At 59.5% G+C, this 19,776-nt stretch carries 18 protein-coding genes; 9 read left to right on the plus strand and 9 right to left on the minus strand.

The window, feature by feature from the left end:
• Positions 1-55: 55 nt before the first annotated feature.
• A complete protein-coding gene (locus IEW09_RS05980) occupies positions 56-406 on the minus strand; it encodes a hypothetical protein (protein WP_188553300.1) in 351 nt (116 codons plus the stop codon).
• Positions 407-772: 366 nt separating this feature from the next.
• A complete protein-coding gene (locus IEW09_RS05985) occupies positions 773-1,348 on the minus strand; it encodes a DUF2062 domain-containing protein (RefSeq protein ID WP_229739138.1) in 576 nt (191 codons plus the stop codon).
• A gap of 62 nt (positions 1,349-1,410) precedes the next feature.
• On the opposite strand from IEW09_RS05985, the gene IEW09_RS05990 reads away from it, so the two are divergent.
• The 3 genes from IEW09_RS05990 to IEW09_RS06000 all read left to right on the plus strand — a co-directional run bounded on the left by IEW09_RS05990 (position 1,411) and on the right by IEW09_RS06000 (position 3,900).
• Positions 1,411-2,220, plus strand: a complete 810-nt coding sequence (locus IEW09_RS05990) for a lysophospholipid acyltransferase family protein (protein ID WP_188553301.1) — start codon at positions 1,411-1,413, stop codon at positions 2,218-2,220.
• A gap of 95 nt (positions 2,221-2,315) precedes the next feature.
• Entirely contained in the window at positions 2,316-3,128 is an 813-nt protein-coding gene (locus IEW09_RS05995; RefSeq protein WP_188553302.1) for a GNAT family N-acetyltransferase, read from the plus strand.
• Positions 3,129-3,159: 31 nt separating this feature from the next.
• Entirely contained in the window at positions 3,160-3,900 is a 741-nt protein-coding gene (locus tag IEW09_RS06000) for a lysophospholipid acyltransferase family protein (protein ID WP_188553303.1), read from the plus strand.
• A 146-nt stretch (positions 3,901-4,046) separates the two neighbouring features.
• Here the strand turns inward: IEW09_RS06000 and IEW09_RS06005 are convergent, their stop codons facing one another.
• The 5 genes from IEW09_RS06005 to IEW09_RS06025 all read right to left on the minus strand — a co-directional run bounded on the left by IEW09_RS06005 (position 4,047) and on the right by IEW09_RS06025 (position 10,897).
• Entirely contained in the window at positions 4,047-4,871 is an 825-nt protein-coding gene (locus IEW09_RS06005; protein WP_188553304.1) for a purine-nucleoside phosphorylase, read from the minus strand.
• Between the two features lie 17 nt (positions 4,872-4,888).
• Positions 4,889-6,124, minus strand: coding sequence for a NupC/NupG family nucleoside CNT transporter (locus IEW09_RS06010; RefSeq protein ID WP_188553305.1), 1,236 nt, complete (start codon positions 6,122-6,124; stop codon positions 4,889-4,891).
• 107 nt (positions 6,125-6,231) lie between these two features.
• Positions 6,232-7,503 (minus strand): GGDEF domain-containing protein, encoded by a 1,272-nt coding sequence (locus tag IEW09_RS06015; RefSeq protein ID WP_188553306.1) that lies wholly within the window; start codon positions 7,501-7,503, stop codon positions 6,232-6,234.
• 154 nt (positions 7,504-7,657) lie between these two features.
• On the minus strand, positions 7,658-8,221 hold the full coding sequence (locus IEW09_RS06020) for a sugar O-acetyltransferase (protein WP_188553307.1): 564 nt from the start codon (positions 8,219-8,221) through the stop codon (positions 7,658-7,660).
• A 75-nt stretch (positions 8,222-8,296) separates the two neighbouring features.
• Complete coding sequence (locus tag IEW09_RS06025; protein ID WP_188553308.1) at positions 8,297-10,897, minus strand: AMP-binding protein; 2,601 nt, start codon at positions 10,895-10,897, stop codon at positions 8,297-8,299.
• A gap of 228 nt (positions 10,898-11,125) precedes the next feature.
• On the opposite strand from IEW09_RS06025, the gene IEW09_RS06030 reads away from it, so the two are divergent.
• Complete coding sequence (locus tag IEW09_RS06030; RefSeq protein WP_188553309.1) at positions 11,126-12,379, plus strand: cation:proton antiporter domain-containing protein; 1,254 nt, start codon at positions 11,126-11,128, stop codon at positions 12,377-12,379.
• Between the two features lie 115 nt (positions 12,380-12,494).
• Here IEW09_RS06030 and IEW09_RS06035 read toward each other — a convergent pair whose 3' ends face one another.
• Complete coding sequence (locus IEW09_RS06035) at positions 12,495-13,865, minus strand: thymidine phosphorylase (protein WP_188553310.1); 1,371 nt, start codon at positions 13,863-13,865, stop codon at positions 12,495-12,497.
• Positions 13,866-14,160: 295 nt separating this feature from the next.
• Positions 14,161-14,589, minus strand: a complete 429-nt coding sequence (gene cdd, locus IEW09_RS06040) for a cytidine deaminase (protein WP_188553311.1) — start codon at positions 14,587-14,589, stop codon at positions 14,161-14,163.
• Between the two features lie 82 nt (positions 14,590-14,671).
• On the opposite strand from cdd, the gene IEW09_RS06045 reads away from it, so the two are divergent.
• The 5 genes from IEW09_RS06045 to IEW09_RS06065 are packed head-to-tail and all read left to right on the plus strand — an operon-like array spanning position 14,672 to position 19,761.
• Complete coding sequence (locus IEW09_RS06045) at positions 14,672-16,813, plus strand: chemotaxis protein CheA (protein ID WP_188553312.1); 2,142 nt, start codon at positions 14,672-14,674, stop codon at positions 16,811-16,813.
• Positions 16,810-17,355, plus strand: a complete 546-nt coding sequence (locus tag IEW09_RS06050; protein WP_229739139.1) for a chemotaxis protein CheW — start codon at positions 16,810-16,812, stop codon at positions 17,353-17,355. The genes IEW09_RS06045 and IEW09_RS06050 overlap by 4 nt, the downstream gene beginning before the upstream one ends.
• A complete protein-coding gene (locus IEW09_RS06055) occupies positions 17,333-17,704 on the plus strand; it encodes a response regulator (RefSeq protein WP_188553313.1) in 372 nt (123 codons plus the stop codon). Before IEW09_RS06050 ends, IEW09_RS06055 begins: the two co-directional genes overlap by 23 nt.
• A 28-nt stretch (positions 17,705-17,732) precedes the next feature.
• Positions 17,733-18,944, plus strand: a complete 1,212-nt coding sequence (locus tag IEW09_RS06060) for a protein-glutamate methylesterase/protein-glutamine glutaminase (protein ID WP_188553314.1) — start codon at positions 17,733-17,735, stop codon at positions 18,942-18,944.
• Positions 18,931-19,761: a CheR family methyltransferase gene (locus IEW09_RS06065; protein ID WP_188553315.1), complete on the plus strand. Its 831-nt coding sequence runs from the start codon at positions 18,931-18,933 to the stop codon at positions 19,759-19,761. The genes IEW09_RS06060 and IEW09_RS06065 overlap by 14 nt, the downstream gene beginning before the upstream one ends.
• Positions 19,762-19,776 lie beyond the last annotated feature (15 nt).

Here is a 19,776-nt window from a genome sequence, read left to right on the forward strand (position 1 = left end):
ATCTGATTCATTGCAGATGTGAGTTACTGGAAGCGGCGGATTCGTCGGAGGCTACTTATCCATTACCAGCGTTGCCACTGCCGCTGGCATTGCCACCGTTACCGCCATTGCCGGAAATTTCATCTCCGTTCTGCGGTCCTCCCAGCCAGTCAGAACCGCTGGAGGTATCGCTAAAGCGGTGCTTGGTATAGTCGGATCCGGTGGGGGTTTCATTTCCATTCTGCGGTCCCCCCAGCCAGCTCTGGCCATTTTGCTGGTAGGTCGATTCAACGGGGGCTTTGTTTCCGTTTTGCGGTCCTCCCAGCCAGTCAGAACTCTTTTTTGAATGCTTTGGATTTTCGGCGTTGTATTCCGGTGGGTCTTCGATGGTGTTTTGGGTGGCAGGATTCTTAGCTTTTTCAGACATGACGGATCTCCATTGTGCGTCGTTGTTGAATTAAGCAACGCAGAAGGGAAGAAGGCGAACCGACTACAAGGGTGTCCGGATGTAGGGTTCTCCGGCATTCAGTCTAATTACACTGCTCACGTTGTACTGCATCCTCTTCAGGAAGTCCAATGCTAAGCCCCATTGCTGGTCACGTTCTGACACGCGCGCGTGTCGAACTTCCGTGCAGATTAACGAAGAGCTGCGTCATTGGGGTGAAGAATCGGTTCGCAAAGCCCTCTTCGTACTGTTACCAAATTTTCCCTTAGCGTCTTTAGGAAGAGCATGGATTGAACTGAATTTGAGCCTGGGCGGAGATTACTTCCGAGAACGCGTTTGTGAACTTCGCTACGAGTCTGCGCGTTCGAAGGAGAGGTGCGGGGTGTGGATGATGGGGTACTCGTGGTGCTCGATGCGGACGAGGAGGCTGCGCAGGAGTGGCGTGATTGCGAGGGCGATGATGGGCACCATGACGACGGCGAGGCAGAGCCAGAGCATGAGGGCGTGCCACTCCCATGTCCATAGCTGACGGGTGAGAGCGATGGGGCTGGTGCGGGCGGCGTGGATCAGCGTCTTGGCTGAGAAGGGCATGGGAGCGGTGTGGAAGACGATGTCGCCGAGATGGATGAAGGGGATGAGGAGCAGGAGCTCGAGCGGGTAGACGAGGTGGTTGGCCAGTTGCGAGGCGGCTACGTTGAGGCGGAGGAGGAAGGCTGCGGCGAGGCAGACTACTGTGGTGCTGCCGAGGACGGGGTTGATGCCGATGAGGAGGCCGACGGCGATGCTCCAGGCGAGCTTGCGGGGGGAGGCTCCCATGCGCAGGAGTGCGAAGATGGGAAGGGCGACATGGCGGTAAGCCCAGTTGTGATGGAGCGGCGGTCGGCTCGGTTGGGTATCGGCTTGGTTCACGGCGCTCGAAGTCACTCTTAACAGGATAGACTGCGCAACGAGGGTTGTGTTCGTTATCGAGAGGCGGGAGTGGTCTGGTGAGTTTTCTGCGATCTTTGGGACGAAGTATCCGGTTGGCGGGAATGTTTGCGGTGGCGGGGACGGAGCTGCTGGTGAAGCGTCCGACGACGCGCGAGGCCAGGGCGGATTGGCTGCATCGATTTGCGGGGCGGGCGATTCGGGGGATGGAGATTGAAGTCGATGTGGTGGGGAAGTTTCCTGAGCACGGGGCGGTGATCTCGAACCATTTGAGCTATATGGATATTGTGGTGTTTGCTGCGCTACATTCGTGCGTCTTTGTGTCGAAGGCGGAGCTGCAGGAGGTTCCTGTGCTGGGGTGGATGACTACGATGGCGGGGACGGTGTATGTGGCGCGGGGGCATGGCGGGTCGGCGGTGAAGGCGCGGAGCGGGATGCAGGCAGCAGCGGATGCGGGCTTGCCGGTGGTGTTCTTTCCTGAGGGGACGACGACGAATGGGAGTGTGCTGCTGCGGTTTCATAGTGGTCTGCTGGCGCAGGCGATGGAAAGCAGGATGACGGTTACGGCGGCCTATGTGCAATACAGCCTGGGAGCAGGTAATGGAAATGCGACGGTGGCGGACGATGTCTGCTACTGGGGCGACGCGAAGATGCTGCCGCATATCTTCAAGCTGCTGGGTTTGCGCGGACTGAAGGCCAAAGTGCGGTTTGCGGAGAGGCCAATCAGGTTTTCGAGCGATGTGCTGCACCGGAAGATGGCGGCGATGGAGGCCCAGGTGGCTGTGGCGGTCCTGGAGGAGCAGATGTGGCGTTCCGAGGGAAGTGGGGAGAGCACGGGGGAGGTATCTGAGGGAATGCACCATTTCTGATTCAACAAATCTTCACGGGGCATGAACATTCTGTAACAGAAGACAACCGAGACTGACATCGACAGCACCCATCCTTCACCTTGCGCGAGGAGTCGATGCTTACAGCTACCGGAACCCCTGCAGTTGAGCTTCTGCCTGACCAAACGGTTACAACGCAATTCCTGATCAAGAAAGATATTCGACTGGAGGCCGGCCGGTATATTGCCCGGCTGGCTCTAAGAGATGGCGAGCGGGAGGCAGCGTACCGGCTGCGCTTCCGCGTCTTTAACCTGGAGATGAATGAAGGGTTGGAGTCGGCCTATGAGGATGGTTTTGACAAAGACCACTTCGATGAAGTTTGCGACCACCTGATTGTCGTGGACAAGGTAAGCGGCGAGATCGTTGGGACGTATCGTTTGCAGATGGGCGACGTTGCGAAGCGGTACTTTGGCTATTACAGCGAGCAGGAGTTCTGCTTTGCTCCCTATGAAGCGATGCGGAATGAAATTGTCGAGCTGGGGCGGGCTTGCATTCAGCGGGAGCATCGGTCGCCGGAGGTGCTGCATCTGCTGTGGCGCGGGATTGCGCGGTATGCGCTGGCGAATGGTGGGCGCTACATGATGGGTTGCTGCTCGCTGACGTCGCAGGACGCGGACATGGGCTGGGCAGTGTATGAGTCGCTGCAGGACTGGATGGTGGAACCGGAGTTGCGCACGGTGGCGACGACGGCGTTTACGCTGCCTGCGATGACGACGAAGCTTGAGGAGGTTCGAGCGCCGAAGCTGCTGCGGGCTTATCTGACGATTGGCGCGAAGATTTGCAGCGAGCCTGCGATTGACCGCGAGTTCAAGACGATTGATTTTCTGACGCTGATGGATTTGCAGACGCTGCATCCGCGGATGGCGGCGAGATTTCTTGAGGGACACTGAGCTGAATAGGCTGCGGCAGATCGTGCGGTGTGTGAAGCTGTTGGCGATATTGCTGGCGCTGGTGTTGGATTGTGTGTTGCGGCGACCGCGAGCGGGGGTGGAGTCAGCGGTTTGGGCGCATGAGTGGAGCCGCAAAATTGTAGGGGCGCTTGGGGTGGAGTGGAGTGTTGCGGGCAGGCTGCCTGAGAGCGGCGCGGTGGTGTCGAATCATTTGAGCTATCTGGATATTCTGGTCTATCTTTCGGTGCGTCCGTTTGTGATGGTGGCGAAGAGCGAGGTGGAGCACTGGCCGCTGCTGGGAAAGATCACGCAGCGCGCAGGGACGGTGTATGTGCAGCGCGGCGGTGGGCCGAGCACGTATGGCGCGGTGAACGCCGCGATGGCTGCGGCTTATCGTTCCGGGTTGCCGGTGCTGTTTTTTCCTGAAGGCACGACGACGGATGGACAGAGTGGTGTGCTGCCGTTTCGTCGAGGGCTGTTTCATTCTGTGCTGAATGAAGGAGTTGAACTGCGGACGGCGGCGGTTCGGTATGAGCTGGTTGATTCAGCGAACGAAGGAGCTAGTGTTGCGCGAGATGTTTGCTGGGTGGGCGACGATTATCTTGGGCCGCATCTGTTTCGGCTGCTGGGATTGCGTGGGGTGAAGGCGGAGATTCAGTTTGGGGATGAGGTGCGGGCGCGGGGGGATCGGTTTGTTTTGTCGGAGGGTGCTCGGGGTGTTGTGGTTGAGATGTGTGAGGGTGCGTTGGTGAGTGAGCTTGTGGGTGTTTGAATGGCGAGGAGAAACCCATATCTCAGAATCGAGATATGGGGCACCCGCACCCGGCTGGTAATTGGGTTTAAAAACAGGCAACCGCAACAGCAAATGCAACTGCGGGGGTTCTTCGCTTCGCTCAGAATGACGGTACTTTGCGGAGTCTATGCGATTTGGGGGATGAGGGCTTTGAGGAGGCTGGTGAACTGGTGTTCGACGCGGCGGCCGGTCTCCATGACTTCTTCGTGGTTGATGGCTTCGTTGAGGACTCCGGCGGCCATGTTGGTGACGAGGGAGAGGCCGAGGACTTCGAGGCCCATGTGGCGGGCGACGATGACTTCGTGCACGGTGGACATGCCGACGAGATCGGCTCCGAGGATGCGGAAGGCGCGGATCTCGGCGGGGGTTTCGTAGCTGGGGCCTAGGACGGCGAGATAGACGCCTTCGGCTAAGGGGATGTTTTGCTTTGCGGCTTCGGCGTGAGCGAGGGTGCGAAGTGCGAGGGAGTAGGCGTTGGTCATGTCGAAGAAGCGTGGGCCGAACTTCGCTTCGTTGGGGCCGAGGGCGGCGTTGGAGCCGGTGAGGTTGATGTGGTCTGAGATGGCTACGAGCGAGCCTTGCTTGTAGCTGGTGTTGATGGCTCCGGCGGCGTTGGTGACGATCAGCGATTTGCATCCGAGCAGGCCGAGGACGCGGGTGGGGAAGGTGACCTCGGCGAGGGAGTAGCCCTCGTACGCGTGGACACGGCCCTGCATGACGGCTACGGGGACTCCGGCGATGTGGCCAAGGATGAGCTTGCCGGAGTGGCCTTCGACGGTGGATTGAGGGAAGTGCGGGATGTCGGCGTAGGGGATGGTGGTGGGGTCTTCGACCTGTGCGGCGAAGTTGCCGAGGCCGGAGCCGAGGATGATGCCGAGGCGCGGCGTGAGCGGCGTGAGAGTACGGATGTAGTCGGCGGCGGCGGTGGCTCGAGTGTATTGGTCAGTCATTGGCGAATGTAGAAAGTTTATTTGATGAGCATGGAGACGATGGCGGCGGACATGAGGTTGGCGAGGGTTCCGGCGACCATGGCGCGCAGGCCGAGGCGGGCGAGGTCGTTGCGGCGTTCGGGGATGAGGGCGCCGATGCCTCCGATCTGGATGCCGATGGAGCTGAGGTTGGCGAAGCCGCAGAGGGCGAAGGTGGTGATGGTGAAGCTGCGGGGGGAGATCAAGGCACGTTGCGCGCCGAGGTCGGTGTAGGCGATGAGCTCGTTGAGGACGGTGCGGGTGCCGAGGAGGTTGCCGACGAGTTTGGCTTCGTGCCAGGGGATTCCGATGAGCCAGGCTACGGGTGCGAAGAAGAAGCCGAGGACGGCGTTGAGGCTTACAGGGAAGGGAATGTGGTGCGGGGCCAGAAGATTGTGGATGCCGCCGAAGATGCCGTTGGTGAGCGAGACCAGCGCGAGGAAGCTGATGAGCATGATGGCGACGTTGAAGGCGAGCGCGCCGCCGTCGATGGTGCCGCGAGCGATGGCTCCGATGAAGTTTTCGTTGGCGTGCTCTTCGGTGGGCGGCATCTTGACGATGCCTGCGGTAGCGGGAACTTCGGTCTCGGGGACGAGCATCTTGGCGATGAGGATGGTTCCGGGCGCGGTCATGATGACTGCCGCAAGTAAATCTGCCGCGTGGATACCGTAGGCGATGTACGCGGCCATGATGCCGCCGGAGACGTGGGCCATGCCGGAGGTCATGATGGTCATCAGCTCGGAGTAGGTGGCTCCGTTGAGGAAGGGACGGATGGTGAGCGGGGCTTCGGTCTGGCCCATGAAGATGCTGGCGGCGACGTTGGTGGACTCGGCACCGGAGATGCCCATGGTCTTTTGCATGATCCAGGCGAAGGCGCGGATGACGAGTTGCATGACGCCGATGTAGTAGAGGATGGCGAAGAAGGCGGAGATGAAGATGATGGTGGGCAGGACGCGGAAGGCGAAGATGGCGACCGCGGCGTTGCTGCCGCCGAGCGGGCCGAAGACCATCTCGGAACCGGCGACGGAGTGCTCGAGGAGTTTGTTGACGGCGCTGCCGGCGGCGGCGAGGAAGCGTTGGCCAAGGGATGAATCGAGCACGATGAAGGCGAAGAGGAATTGCAGGCCAAGGCCCCAGGCTACGGTGCGCCAGCGGATAGCGCGACGATTGGTGGAGAAGACATAGGCGACGCCGATGAAGACGATGAGTCCGAGAAGTCCGGTGAAACGAGCCAAAGGGTGCTCCTGCAAGGGTAAGGCGAGTACGAAATCTTTGGGATGAGTGTACCGGACAGCGGCGAGCTATCCAAAGATTTGCCTGGCGGGAGGAGAGAGAGTCGGGGCTATGAGAATCGCACAGAGATGGTGTCGATCTCGATGGGGGCAGGCGGAGCTGGCCGCTGCTTGAAGGCGTACATGCGCTGATCGGCGATGCTGAGCAGCTTGGTTGCATCGTCGGCGTCGTCGGGATAGATGGCGATGCCGAGGCTGGCTGTCACGATGTACTGCTGACCGTTGACGAAGATTGGCCTTCGAATGGAGGTCTGAATCTTGAACAGCAACTCGGTGAGGGCGAGATCGTCTTTAATGTCGGGGGCGATGAGGGTAAACTCGTCTCCTCCAAGGCGCGCCAGGATATTACCCGGAGGCAGATCCTCGCGCAGATTTCTGGCGACTTTGCACAGAATCTCGTCACCGGCCTGGTGTCCCAGCGCATCGTTGATCTTTTTGAAGCCGTCGAGATCGAAGATCAGAAGTGCCAGATGATCGTTCACTCGACGGCAGCGGACGAGGGCCTGATTGAGATGAGTCTCGAAGGAGCGGCGATTGGGAAGGCCGGTAAGGTAGTCGTGTAACGCGAGCCACTGATTGCTCGAGACCTGCTCTTCGAGCATGACGAGGATCATGCCGATGGTGATGAGGGTCTTCTGCATGTTCCAGACGTGAGAGGCTATGTCGGCGTAGGCGCGATAGTGCACGATGAAGGGATGCACGAAGAAGCAGAGCGCCCAGATGAAGAACCCTGTGAGGATGGCAAGGCGTCCGGTGCTGTGCCGGGGAAGGCGATGGAGATATTTGACGCCTGCGATAGCGTAGACGCCGCAGAGGCTCCAATAGACTGCCTGACGGTATTCGCCATAGTAGACCAGCGCACCGATAGCGATCCATCCTGATAAGTGAATGATAGTGACAAGCCATGTGCGGTGGAGATAGAGCGAACTGCCCACGGCGATGACAATTCCTACGGCGACAGCGGGGAAGTAAGGGAGCGGTTTATAGATGTGCAGACCGTAGAGCGTGTTGACGGCCAGTAATGGCAGCGCATTCATCGCGAGATAGATGAGCCGGATTCGCGAAGGGACGGGATGCCTTCTGGCGTCCCAGGTGAAGACAACACCGGCGATGAGATAGCAATCGAGGACGATGATGTGGAGAATCCTGTCGGGCATGCCGTTATTCGAATAGAAGATGTGGGCGCAGGATTCGACGAGGGTGATGAGAAGTCCAAGCAGCCAGATGTCCGCCTGCTCGTGCGGGTGGCGTTTGCGCATGAGCAGGAGGATGACGATGAGAATCGCCAGCGCTGAGAGATCGGGAAGGAAGGCGTAGTTCATCAAGCTCCGTGCGACGCGTGCTTCAGTCGTTAGTCAAACGGGCCCGAGGTATAGTCCTCTCAATAGAAGAAGCTATTTGTTACAGATTATCCGTTAATTAGGTACTACCAATCCAATTATTTTTTACCTACTTGAAAGAGTAGTGACAATTTGATCAATAAACAGGGGCTGGACGCCGCGCGGGATTGCCAACGACAGTGGTGCCAGAGGGAACATCGCGGGTGACTATGCTGCCAGCGCCGATGATGGCGTCGTCGCCGATGGTGACACCGGGAAGGATGATGGCGCCTCCGCCGATCCAAACGTTGGCGCCGATGCGGACTGGGCGGCCGTTCTCGAGATTGGCGCGGCGGGCTTCGGGAGAACGGGGATGGTCGGCGGCGTAGATCTGGACTGCTGGGCCAATCTGGGTCTGGTCTCCGATCTCGATGGAGGTTACGTCGAGCAGAACACAGTTGAAGTTGAGAAAGACTCCGCTGCCCAGGCGGATGTTGTATCCGTAGTCGCAGAAGAACGGTGGACGGATGACAGAGCCGGGACCACATGCGGCGAGGAGTTGGGCAAGCAGAGGGGTGTGAGTGACGGCGTGGTGAGGTGTGGAGTTGTATTGGTGGAGCAGGGTAGTAGCGTGGCTGCGGTCAGCGATGAGGATGGGGTCGCCAGCGTCATAGAGTTCGCCAGAGAGCATCTTTTCTTTTTCGGTCTTCTCCGGTTGCATGGTGTGCTCTCCTTCGGAAATTGTGAAATTGTTACATGAGATGCTTTTGCTCCGGCTCTCAGCATTTTTAGAATTTCAGAGGCAGCCGAGATGGCGGATGCTGTCTTCAAATTTTTGTGTCAGCTCTGCCGGAGTGGAATGCTCATCGACAGGGATGACTTCGCCGAGATGTATCTCCAGTTGGCCGGAGCGAAGCCATCCGCTCTTTTTCATGCGATCGAGGCCGATGAGAGCGACGGGGAGAATGGGCACGCGCGAGTCCTGTGCCAGCAGGCCGATGCCGGGGCGGAAGGGGTGCAGCTTTGCATCGGGACTGCGGGTGCCTTCGGGGAAGATGAGGACGGAGTAGCCCTTGTCCATCGCCTCGCCTGCGTGCTCGAAGCTGCGTTGAAAGCCGCGTAGTCGGGGAAGAGGGAAGACGTTGAAGAGTGCGGTGATGAGCCAGTAGCCTGCGGGGGCGAGGAGGTTGAGGATGGCGCTTGGTTGGTTTTGACCGTGGCGCAGATCGAAGAGCATCTCGCCGGACATGGCGGTGGCGGTTTGATGGCGCAGACGTGGGGGGAGGGCGTAGAGGAGGAGTGCTCCATCGTAGGCTGTGGCGTGGTTGGTGATGATGAGGAGTGGGCCTTGCGGGAGTGGGGTTGGAGGGTGTGTGACTCGCGGGGCTGCGAGTAGCCGAACCAGGGGGCGCATGATGATTTCGATGAATGCGATGCGAGCGGCTTTGATGGGCCAGGACCAGGGCCAGCGGGGATAGATGTGGCTGGGTGCGGTGAGTTCTGGATTAGTTACAGAGATGTGTGCGGCAATGGTGGGGGCTTCGTTCGGGAGAGCTGCACTGGGTGGCTTTGCGATGGAGCATGAGGTTTCGCGTTGGATTAACTGACGCAGATCGTGGAGCGTGATCGCGTTTGCTACTGCGTCGTCGTTTAGTTCGAGTTGTAATTGCTGCTCCAGTTCGGATTGAAGCTGGACGCGTCCGAGGCTGTCGAGATGCAGGTCTTCGGAGAGGCGGAGATTGTTGTTTGAGTGAGGGATGGGTTCGCCGGTTACGGTTGCGATTAATTTGAGGAGGATGTCTTCGTCTCCGCCAGCGGAGGTCGATCTCTGAGATTGTTGATTAAGGATGGTGTGGCATGCCCACTGCGTTACCTCTCTCCGTAAGAGCTTGCCGGTCGAGGTGTAGGGGAATTGAAGTTGCGGCCACTTGAGCACGCGGCGGATTTGCTGATGGCTGGCGAGTGTGCGGTTTGCGTTGGTGACGGCGGTTTGTAGTTCTTCGTCGCTGGCGGAGGAGAGTACGACGGCGACTGGCTCTGCGCTGCCTGCGAACTCACAGGGTATGACGACGGAGCCGCGTATGTTGGGCTGTGTGGCCAGCGCGGCTTCGAGGTCGGCGGGGTGGATGTTCATGCCAGCGGCGGTGACGATGACATCGTTTCTTCTGCCGAGGAAGCGCAGCTCGCCGGAGTTGCTTTCGGCTGCGAGATCGCCGGTGGCGAGCCACTCGCCTTCGCGGGGATACATTGCGCCGTTTTGCCATGTGGAGGTGGCCAGCATTTCGCCACGCACGAGAATTTCGCCTTCGCTGCTGAGGCGGATTTCGCGGCCGGGGAGTGCCTTGCCGATGGTTCCGTGGGCTACGCGGAAGGGATGGTTGAGCGTGATGAGCGCGGCGGTCTCGGTCATGCCATAGCCCTGGATCAGCGCGAGGCCGAGTTGGTTCCAGAAGCGCTCGAGGTCGGCGGGGAGAGTTGCGCCGCCGGAGATGATGGCCCAGAACTTCCAACCGAGTGTGCGGTGCACGGAACGGAATTGCCACCAGCGCTTCAACGGAGAGAGGGAGCTGGCTTGCTCCAGTTTTTCGGGAGTGAGATTGAATTGGGAGAGCAGGTGCGCGCGTAGCAGGTGGAGTACGCGAGGCACGGCGATGAGTACGGAGATGCGTTCGTGATGGATGAGATGGATGGTGCGGCGGGCTTCGAGCTGGTCTACGAAATGGACTTCGGCGGCGAGGAGTGGCGGTATCCAGAGGCCCATGAACTGGCCGAAGACGTGGCTGAGGGGGAGGGTGTGGAGGAAGCGTAGAGGATGGACGATGCGCTCGTAGTGGCGGTATTTTGTTATTTCGTCTTCGATGGGTTGGAGGCTGGCGAGTACGTTGCGATGGGTGTGGACGATGCCTTTGGGGTCGGAGGTTGTGCCTGAGGTGAAGATGATCTGGAAGGGTGTTTGGTTGTTGACGGCGGGGCTGATGGTGAAGTTTGGTTGGGTGGGAAGGTGATTGGTTAGGGTTGCGAGATGGAGTTGGGGGATGTTTGTTTTCAGTGAGGCGAGGAGGGGTTCGTCGGCGACGATGAGCTTTGGGGCTACGTCGTTTAATATTCGCTGGGCGAAGGCGGGGATGCCTGCGGCGTCGAGTGGGACGGCGATGACTCCGCGGAGGAGGCAGCCGAAGAATGCGGCGATCCAGTTGGCGGAGTTTGTGCCCCAGAGAATGATTCGGTCGCCGGGGAGGATGTTGCGGCGGTCGAGTTCGGCGGCGAAACGACCGGCGAGCTGGGCGACTTCGCCGTAGGTAGAGCGATAGCTGCGGTTGCCGCGATGGGCCACTACCGCCGTTTGGGCAGCGTGCTGGCGGAACTCGTGCACGAGGCTGGCCAGATGGGCGCGCACGGTTTCATCATAGATCGACGGCAGACGCGCTATGTTTTCCAGGCAGCGCTTTCGTAGTTAATTTTTTATCGAGACAGCGCGACGTTCTGGCTAAAGAAAGCATCTCAGGATAAACACCAACGCTTCCTGACCCATTTGCGAGATGACCTGCCTGATCAATCTATGAAAAAGGGCGGCATGTTGAGGCGGCCTTTCATGTAGCCGAAGTTTAGATAGATCGGAGACGCGATGACCCTGTTGCTGGTGCAGATGACGATCGTATTGCTGACCGCGCTTCTTTGCGGATGGCTCGCGCGCAAGCTTGGCCAGGCGCGTGTGATCGGCGAGATTCTGGGTGGCATCCTGATTGGGCCTTCGGTGTTTGGCCGCATCGCGCCGCACAGCTGGGCGGCATTATTTCCTCAAAGCTCGTTTGGTTCGTTCGAGATATTGAGCACGATTGGGCTGATTCTTTTTCTCTTTCTGATTGGAAGTGAGCTTGACTATGAGCATCTGCGCCAGCAGAAGGGAACGGCCACGCTTGCGAGCGGGATGAGTATTTTGTTTCCGTTCATCATGGCGACGATTGTGGCTCATTCGCTGCGCATTCGGTTTGCGCCGGATGGGATCGGCCGCATTCCGTTTGTTCTTTTTCTCGGCATCTCGATGAGTATTACGGCATTTCCGGTGCTGGCGCGGATACTGGAGGAGAGAGGGTTGCAATCGACGCCGTTGGGGACGACGGCATTGATGTGCGCGGCGGTGGATGATGTATGCGCGTGGATGCTGCTTGCGATTGCACTGACGCTGCTTCCTCATAGCGAGCACTCGATGGGGTTGCACTACAGGTTTCTGCTTTTGTGCGGATATCTTGTCGTGATGCTGGGCGTCATTCGTCCGCTGGGAAACTGGTTCGTCAGGCGCAAGGACAGCATTGGATTCTCTTATGAGCTTCTGGGGATTATCGTCGCCGTCGTTCTTTGCTCGGCTGCGGCGACGGAGGCGATTGGGGTGCATCCGCTGTTTGGCGCGTTTCTGGCCGGTGTTTGCTTTCCTCGGATTAAGAGCTGGCAGGTTGCAATTAGAACGCGGGTGGACACAATTGTATCGGTGTTGCTGCTGCCGCTATTTTTTGCGCTGACGGGGATGCGGACTCGGTTGGATTTGCTTACGGGAAATAACATCTGGTTCTGGATGGGGGTTGTTCTGGTTGTTGCTGTTGCGGGAAAGATGGGTGGCGCAGTGCTTGCGGCGCGGTGGACCGGGCAGTCGTGGCAGAACGCTGTGGCTTTAGGAGCCTTGCTTAATACGCGTGGGCTGGTGGAGTTGATTGTGTTGAATATTGCTTATAACGCGCATGTGTTTTCGCCGACTCTGTTTACGATGCTGGTTGTTATGGCGTTGATTACGACGATGCTTACGACGCCGGTGCTCAATCTGCTTGGTATTGAAGACCGCGGACAGAAGGGCCAGGACCTTGCCGTTTTGGCTACTGCCGATTAGGGGGTTGGGCTCTTTAGGAGATTTGGACAGTGCGAGACAACCGCAGGTCCTTCGACTGCGCCTCACGCGATGAAGCTGCGTGAGGCTTCGCTCAGGATGACAACTTTTATTTTGGTTATTGTGTGATGATTTCGCGGATGAGTGGTTGGGGCTTTGGTGGGGTTGTGGAGATTTGTAACGTTTGCTGGAGCATATGTTCGGGCTCGTTGAGGAGTGATTCGTCTTCGGCGAAGAGGGTGACGAGGGGTTGGCCTTTTTCTAACTTGTCGCCTAGCTTGGCGTGCATCTCGATGCCTGCGTGGGCGCTGACGGGGTCGCCGGGTTTGGCGCGGCCTGCGCCTAATCGTTGAACGGCCCAGCCTACTTGTTTGCAGTCCATGCTGCTGAGGTAGCCGTCTTTGGACGCGGTGAGAGTGCGCGTGGCGGTGGGTTTGTGGAAGGCTGCGGGGTCTTTGAAGATGGCGGTGTCGCCGTGCTGGGCTGCGATGATCTTTAGCCATGCCTTGTAGGCTTCGCCGCTGGTGAGGATTTCGTCGGAGAGCTTTGCGCCCGCTTCGGGAGTGGCGGCGCGGCCTGCGAGGTGGAGCATCCAGCCGGAGAGGATGTTGGAGAGTTCGATGAGGTCAGCGGACATGGGGTGACGTTTGCCCTGCATGATGTCGACGCACTCCCATACTTCGACCCAGTTGCCGGAGAAGCGGCCGAGTGGCTCGTCCATTGAGGTGAGGAGGGCGGCGGTGCGGGTGCCGGAGGCTTCGCCGGTGCGGACCATGAGCTCGGCGAGGAACTTCGATTTTTCGTAGGTGGGCATGAAGGCTCCGCTGCCTACTTTGACGTCGAGGACGAGGGCGTTGAGGCTCTCGGCGAGCTTCTTGCTCATGATGCTGGCGCAGATGAGGAAGGGAGATTCGACGGTGCCGGTGTGGTCTCTGAGCGCATACAAGATGCGGTCGGCGGGGACTATGCGCGGGGTTTGGCCGATGAGGGCGGCTCCGCACTCTTTTAATACAGCCGCTAATTGCTGGAGGTTGAGCTGGGTGTCGAAGCCGGGGATGGTTTCGAGCTTATCTAGCGTGCCGCCGGTGTGGCCTAGGGAGCGGCCGCTGATCATGGGGACGCAGATGCCGGGGGCTCCGGCGGGCGTGGGTTTCGAGAGACCGGCGGCGGCGAGGATGGGGGCGATGAGGAGGGAGGTCTTGTCGCCGACGCCGCCGGTGGAGTGCTTGTCGATGGTGAAGGTGTGGAGGGGCGTGGCGTCGAAGACTTCGCCGGAGAAGCGCATAGCGGTGGTGAGCGTGGCGAGCTCGCGGGTGTCGAGGCCGCGCTGGAAGATGGCCATGAGGAGGCTGGCGATTTGCGCGTCGGTGACGAGTTGTTTTTCTGGCGTGCGGTCTACGAGGTCGCGGATGAAGGATTGGATCTCGGCGTCGGTGAGGGCGAGGCCGTCGCGCTTGTGGAGGATGACGTCGATGGGATGGATGGGCATAGCTTGGTCTATTAAAGCAGGGTTGGGGGAGTCGACGGCAATGGTTTTGTCGTTACGGCTTCGCCTTCACTCCGGCCTTCGGCAGAGCGGAGGCCGCTTCGCGGCGGTTGGATGAGACGCGAGGCTGAAGCCTCGCTGTACCTGGAAGCAAAGGCAGGAACAGATGCAAAGGCAAATGCAACTACAACGGCAAGTGCGAAATACAGGGGTCTCTCCGCTGCGGCGGCAAAAGCGCCGCCTTCGGTCGAGATGACGTGCTTTTTGGAGGTGATGATGATTTCTTAATTTTTCCGGGCTATTGATTGAGTGCGAAGGCGGCGGGGAGGAGGTCGGTGATGGTGAGCTGGTCGAAGGTTCCATCTTGTTTGGGGAAGATGATGATGGTGCCTGGTGTGCTGAATTCGAGGATGGTTTGGCGGCAGGCTCCGCAGGGTTGGCTGGCGGCGTTGTTGAGGTTGGTGACGGCGATGGCGTGGATGCGGATAGCCGGGCCGTGGAGGCTGACGGCGGAGGTGATGGCGTTCTGCTCGGCGCAGGTGGTGAGGCGGTAGGAGGCGTTTTCTACGTTGCAGCCGGTGATGATGGAGCCGTCTTCGAGGAGAACGGCTGCGCCTACGCGGAAGTGGCTGTAGGGGGCGTAGGCGTTTTGGGCGGCTGCGGCGGCCTTTTGCTGGAGCTGCTCGATCAGGGGCGTGGTGAGGTCGGTGGCAGGGTTCGACGGCATGATTGTGAGGCTAATGGGTGGTATCAAGATAGGCAAGTGAGAGGGGGCTAATGATTAAGTTTTATCTTCCGATAAATAGTTTGTGGATGACCTGACCAAAGAATTTATCGCAGAGAGCCAGGAAGGTCTGGACCGGATGGAACGGTGCCTGACTGAGCTTGAGGTGCGGCCTGACGACGGGGAGCTGGTGGGAGATATCTTCCGCTCGGTGCATACGATCAAAGGGACGACGGGGTTTCTGGGCTTTGACCGGCTGGAGAAGCTGGCGCATACCGGCGAGCATCTGCTGGGCTCGCTGCGGGACGGCAAGCTGGCGGTGACTTCGGAGCTGATTAGCGGTCTGCTGAGTCTGTTGGATGGCTTGCGCGCTATTCTCGCTTTGATTGAAGAGACGGGCGGTGAGGGAACTCGCGCGGACGATGAAGACAGCGAGTTGATCGCAGAGCTTACGGCGCTGAATGGGGCTGCTCCGCCGCCAGTAGAGGCAGAACTGCGTGAAGAGGTTGAGGTTCATGCAGCGGCAGTGCCTGCTGCGGGTGCGGCTACGGCGGCGGCGATGGGGGGTGGCGATAAGACGCTGCGCATCGATGTCGATGTGTTGAACCGCATGATGAATCTGGTGGGCGAACTGGTGTTGACGCGCAACCAGATGTTGCAGAGCAATACGGAGGCTGCGAATTTTCCTGAGCTGGCGCGGCGTTTGGACAGCGTGACGGCGGACCTGCGCGAGACGGTGATGCAGGCGCGGATGCAGCCGGTGGGAAATCTGTTTGGCAAGTTTCCGCGATTGGTACGTGATCTGGCGCGGACCTGCGGACGCGAGGTGAGGATCGAGTTCAGTGGGCAGGAGACGGGGCTCGATAAGAGTTTGCTGGAGGCGATTAAAGATCCGCTGACCCATGCGGTGAGGAACTCTGTCGATCACGGAATTGAAGCGCCGCATGTTCGCGTGCTGGCGGGCAAACCTGCCGAGGGATGCGTGAAGCTGCGCGCGTTTCATCAGGGCGGCTCGGTGGTGATCGAGGTTGCGGATGATGGCGCGGGCATTGGCATTGAGCGTGTGCTGGCCAAGGCGGTCGAGCGCAACCTGGTGACGGCGGAGCAGGCTGCGGGGATGTCGGAGCGAGAGGCGCTGCAGCTTATTTTTCTGCCGGGCTTTTCGACGGCGGCGGCGGTGACGAATGTTTCGGGGCGCGGCGTGGGCATGGATGTGGTCCGCGCGAATGTCGAGAAGGTGGGCGGCAGCGTCGAAGTGGAATCGAAGATGGGGCAGGGAACGACGCTGCGGCTGCGGGTTCCGTTGACGCTGGCGATTGTTCCTGCACTGGTGGTGCGAAGCGGTGGTCAGAGCTTTGCGCTGCCGCAGACGGCGTTGGTGGAGTTGGTGTATGTGCCGAAGCGCGAGGCGCAGAAGGCGGTCGAAAAGATTGGCGCGGCAGAGCTTTACAGGCTTCGCGAACGATTGCTGCCGATGGTTTGGCTGGATAGGCTGCTGGCGCTGGAGACACAGTGCACGGATGAGGCGCATGGATTTTATCTGGCGGTTTTGGAGGCTGAGGGCTGCCGCTATGGATTAGTCGTGGACGATCTGCTGGCTCCGGAAGAGATTGTGGTAAAGCCGCTGTCGTCGGTGCTGCGCGAGATCGGTTTGTTTTCGGGAGCGACGGTGCTGGGCAATGGGGCGCTGGCACTGATTCTTGATATCGCGGCTACGGCTGCACGTGCCGGGGTGAAGCCGATGGAGGAAGAGGTGGAAGAGGTTGGCGCCGCGGAGGCGACGACTGCCGATGCTTCCGATGTCTCCTTCATGGTCTTTGAAGATCGCGTGAAGGAGAGGACTGCGCTGCCGCTGGATGTCGTGGAGAGAATTGAGAGCGTGCCGCTGACTCAAATTGAGTATGCAGGTGGGCGGCCTCTGTTGCAGTATCGTGGCGACCTGTTGCCTTTGCGCGATGACGGCAACGTGCTGGCGGAGATGGAAGCTGGCGAACAGACGGGCGATGAGGCTTTGGTGACGGTGTTGATCTGTGCCAATGCGGGCGCGGGCGGAAGACACCGGATTGGCATGGTGGTGCGACGGGTGCTGGATGTTTCGACGGGCAAGATGCTGGAGAAAGATGCGGCGACGGATGGCATGGAGCTGGCGTTGGTGAAGGAGAAGCTGACGATGGTGCATCACCAGTTCGGCGCGGGTGCGGTGACGGCCTGGAAGGAGGTTGCGTGAAGATTGCCAGTGGAAGCGCGATGGACGCTATGGACGGGATGCAGGATGAGAATGATGCGGTGTCGCTGTGCTCGCTGTTCTCGGGGAGCGAGAGTTTTGGAATCGATACCAGAAAGATTCGCGAGGTATTAGGCAAGCGTGATTTGCAGCGGGTGCCGATGGCTCCGGCGTATATCGGAGGTGTGGTTCCGTACCGCGGCGAGGTGTTGACTACGGTGAACCTTCGCGCTCTGTTGGGAATGGGAGAGAACGGCGCAGCGAGTTGCGTGTTGGTGTTGGAAGACGATGAGGTTGCAGAACGATTTGGTTTGATGGTGGATGAGGTGGGCGGCGTGGTGACGGTGAACCGTCGCATGCTGGAGACGAATCCGTGCACGTTGGAGGCAAGAGGAAAGTGGCTGTTCGACGGAGCATACAAGATGCAGACGGGATTGATGGTGCAGCTTGATCCGGCAAAGTTGCGGCCATCGCGGTTGGCGGAGACGGGACTGTTCAAACAAGGTGGTACGGGGGCCATGGATGCGAGCACTGATAGTCGATGATTCGAGCTTTATCCGCGATTATCTGCGGCTGCTTTTGCACCGGATGGGAATTACGTGCGAAGAGGCTGTGAATGGAAGCAACGCGCTGGAGGTGCTGGCGGGGGCACAGGCGTTCGACCTGATGCTGCTGGACGTGAACATGCCGGTGATGAACGGGCTGGAGTGCGTGAAGGCGCTGCGCGAGGCGCACCTGGGGCCGGAGATGAAGGTCATGATGGTGACGACCGAAGCGGACAACTCTTTCATTACGACCGCGCTGGATAACGGCGCGGATGAGTTTTTAATGAAGCCCTTTACGCCGGAGAGTCTGCGCGAAAAGATGGCTCTGCTTGGGTTTGCAGCGGCTTAACGAAGAGCGATTGAAAAGGGTGGAAGGCATGGGGATCTCAAGCGAACAGCCGCTTCGTGTTCTTGCGGCGGACGACTCCGCCGTGATGCGCGGAATTATGCGGAAGCTATTCGAGATGCACGCAGAGGACAGGCTGAGCAGGCTGCCGTCGATGGAGTTGTGCGGGACGGCGCAGGATGGCGTGGAGTGTATGGAGGCCGTGGGGCGGCTGAAGCCGGACGTTCTGGTGCTGGATCTGGAGATGCCGCGGTTGAACGGGCTGGATGTTCTCGAACGGCTGCGAGATGCGAATCCAGGGCTGCCGGTGATTATGTGCAGCTCGTACACGGAGCGAGGAGCGCGATCGACGCTGGAGGCGCTGGCGCGTGGAGCTGCGGATTATGTGATGAAGCCGAGCGAGCAGCGCGATCTGACGGCGGCGTTGCAGTCGTTGGCGCAGCAGTTGCTGCCGAAGATTGCGGCGCTGACCAAGGGGCGCAGGCGAAAGGCCGATGAGAATGTTGCACAGGCTGCGCAGAGCGCGAGGGTTGGTGAGGGACGCAGGGAATCTCCGATTGAAGTGGTGGTGATTGGGCTGTCGACGGGTGGGCCGTCGGCGCTGGAGCAGATGCTGCCGCGGTTGCCGTCGAGCTTTCCTGTGCCAGTGCTGATTGTGCAACATATGCCGAAGTTGTTTACGGGTGCGCTGGCGGAGCGGCTGGATAAGTGCTGCGCGTTGCGAGTGAGGCAGGCTCACGACGGCGATGCGGTGGTGCCGGGAACGGTGTGGCTGGCTCCGGGGGACTCGCACCTGGAGGTGGCTGCGAGGAAGATGGGATTTGGCCTGGGCGATGCTGAATCGACGGGCCGCGGAGCGAGAGTGAAGCTGCATCAGCAGGAGCCGCTGAATCATTGCAGGCCGTCGGTGGACTATTTGTTTCATTCGGCTGCGCGGCTTTATGGTGCGAGTACGCTGGCGTTGATGATGACGGGGATGGGCGCGGATGGATTGGGTGGCGCGCGAGCGGTGCATGAGGCGGGCGGCGTGGTGCTGGCGCAGGATGAGGCGACGTCAGCAGTGTGGGGAATGCCGGGACGAGTTGCGGATGCGGGGATTGCGGATGCTGTGCTGCCGCTGGCCGCGATTGCCGGAGAGTTGAGGCAGCGCGTGAACGTGGGACGGCCGATGCGGCTGGCGGCGGCTGAACATGCGCTGACTACGGCGACTTCGCGGCGGGAGGGGATGCATGACTTGCTCTGATTCTGATTACGCGTATCTGCGGGAACTGGTGCTGCAACAGTCGGCCAATCGTATCGATCCGTCGCGCAATGCGCTGTTCGATGCGCGGCTGAAGCCGATTGCGCAGAAGGCAGGCGCGTCGAGTCTTAAGGATTTTGTGAGTATTTTGAAGGTGGATCGAGCACCGCATCTTCATCGTGCTGTGGCTGAGGCGATGACGATTAATGAGACCAGCTTTTTTCGGGACTTGAAGCCGTTTGAGATGCTGCGTGAGACGATTTTTCCGCGGCTGATTGAGCAGCGGAGGGGGCAGCGGCGGTTGCGCATCTGGAGTGCGGCCAGTTCTACCGGGCAGGAAGCGTACAGTCTGGCGATGTTGATTGCGGAGCATTTCCCCATCGTCGCGGGATGGGATGTGAAGATTATTGGGACGGATATTTCGCAGTATGTGATCGACTATGCGCGACGGGGACGGTATCGGAGGCTTGAGGTGAATCGCGGCTTGCCTGCGCGGATGCTGTTGAAGTATCTGGTGCGCGATGGCGAGGAGTGGATGATCTCGGATCGGATTCGCTCGATGTGCGAGTTTCAGTATGCGAATCTGTGCGAGACGCTGCCGAAGCTGCCGGTGTTTGATCTGGTGATGCTGCGGAATGTGCTGCTTTACTTTCCTCCGCAGGACCGGAGTTATCTTTTTAAGGACGTGTATCGGTTGATGGCTCCGGATGGTTGCCTGGTGCTGGGAAATGCGGAACAGGCGGAGGACTCGTCGGATTTGTTTGAGGTGGAGTTTGCTTCGAATTCTTACTGCTATCGGCCTGTGGTTGGAGTTGAGTAGGGCTGTTCTGAAGTG

The organism is Edaphobacter dinghuensis, assembly GCF_014640335.1.
GTDB classification, from domain to species: domain Bacteria; phylum Acidobacteriota; class Terriglobia; order Terriglobales; family Acidobacteriaceae; genus Edaphobacter; species Edaphobacter dinghuensis.

Bases quoted from the DNA above. Each gene is read 5' to 3' on its own strand.
- IEW09_RS06055 (WP_188553313.1), top strand. From the start codon at position 17,333: ATGCGAGCACTGATAGTCGATGATTCGAGCTTTATCCGCGATTATCTG.
- IEW09_RS06020 (WP_188553307.1), bottom strand. From the start codon at position 8,221: ATGCAACCGGAGAAGACCGAAAAAGAAAAGATGCTCTCTGGCGAACTC.
- IEW09_RS06035 (WP_188553310.1), bottom strand. From the start codon at position 13,865: ATGCCCATCCATCCCATCGACGTCATCCTCCACAAGCGCGACGGCCTC.
- IEW09_RS05980 (WP_188553300.1), bottom strand. From the start codon at position 406: ATGTCTGAAAAAGCTAAGAATCCTGCCACCCAAAACACCATCGAAGAC.
- IEW09_RS06015 (WP_188553306.1), bottom strand. From the start codon at position 7,503: ATGAACTACGCCTTCCTTCCCGATCTCTCAGCGCTGGCGATTCTCATC.
- IEW09_RS06060 (WP_188553314.1), top strand. From the start codon at position 17,733: ATGGGGATCTCAAGCGAACAGCCGCTTCGTGTTCTTGCGGCGGACGAC.
- IEW09_RS06005 (WP_188553304.1), bottom strand. From the start codon at position 4,871: ATGACTGACCAATACACTCGAGCCACCGCCGCCGCCGACTACATCCGT.
- cdd (WP_188553311.1), bottom strand. From the start codon at position 14,589: ATGCCGTCGAACCCTGCCACCGACCTCACCACGCCCCTGATCGAGCAG.
- IEW09_RS06065 (WP_188553315.1), top strand. From the start codon at position 18,931: ATGACTTGCTCTGATTCTGATTACGCGTATCTGCGGGAACTGGTGCTG.
- IEW09_RS05995 (WP_188553302.1), top strand. From the start codon at position 2,316: ATGCTTACAGCTACCGGAACCCCTGCAGTTGAGCTTCTGCCTGACCAA.
- IEW09_RS06030 (WP_188553309.1), top strand. From the start codon at position 11,126: ATGACCCTGTTGCTGGTGCAGATGACGATCGTATTGCTGACCGCGCTT.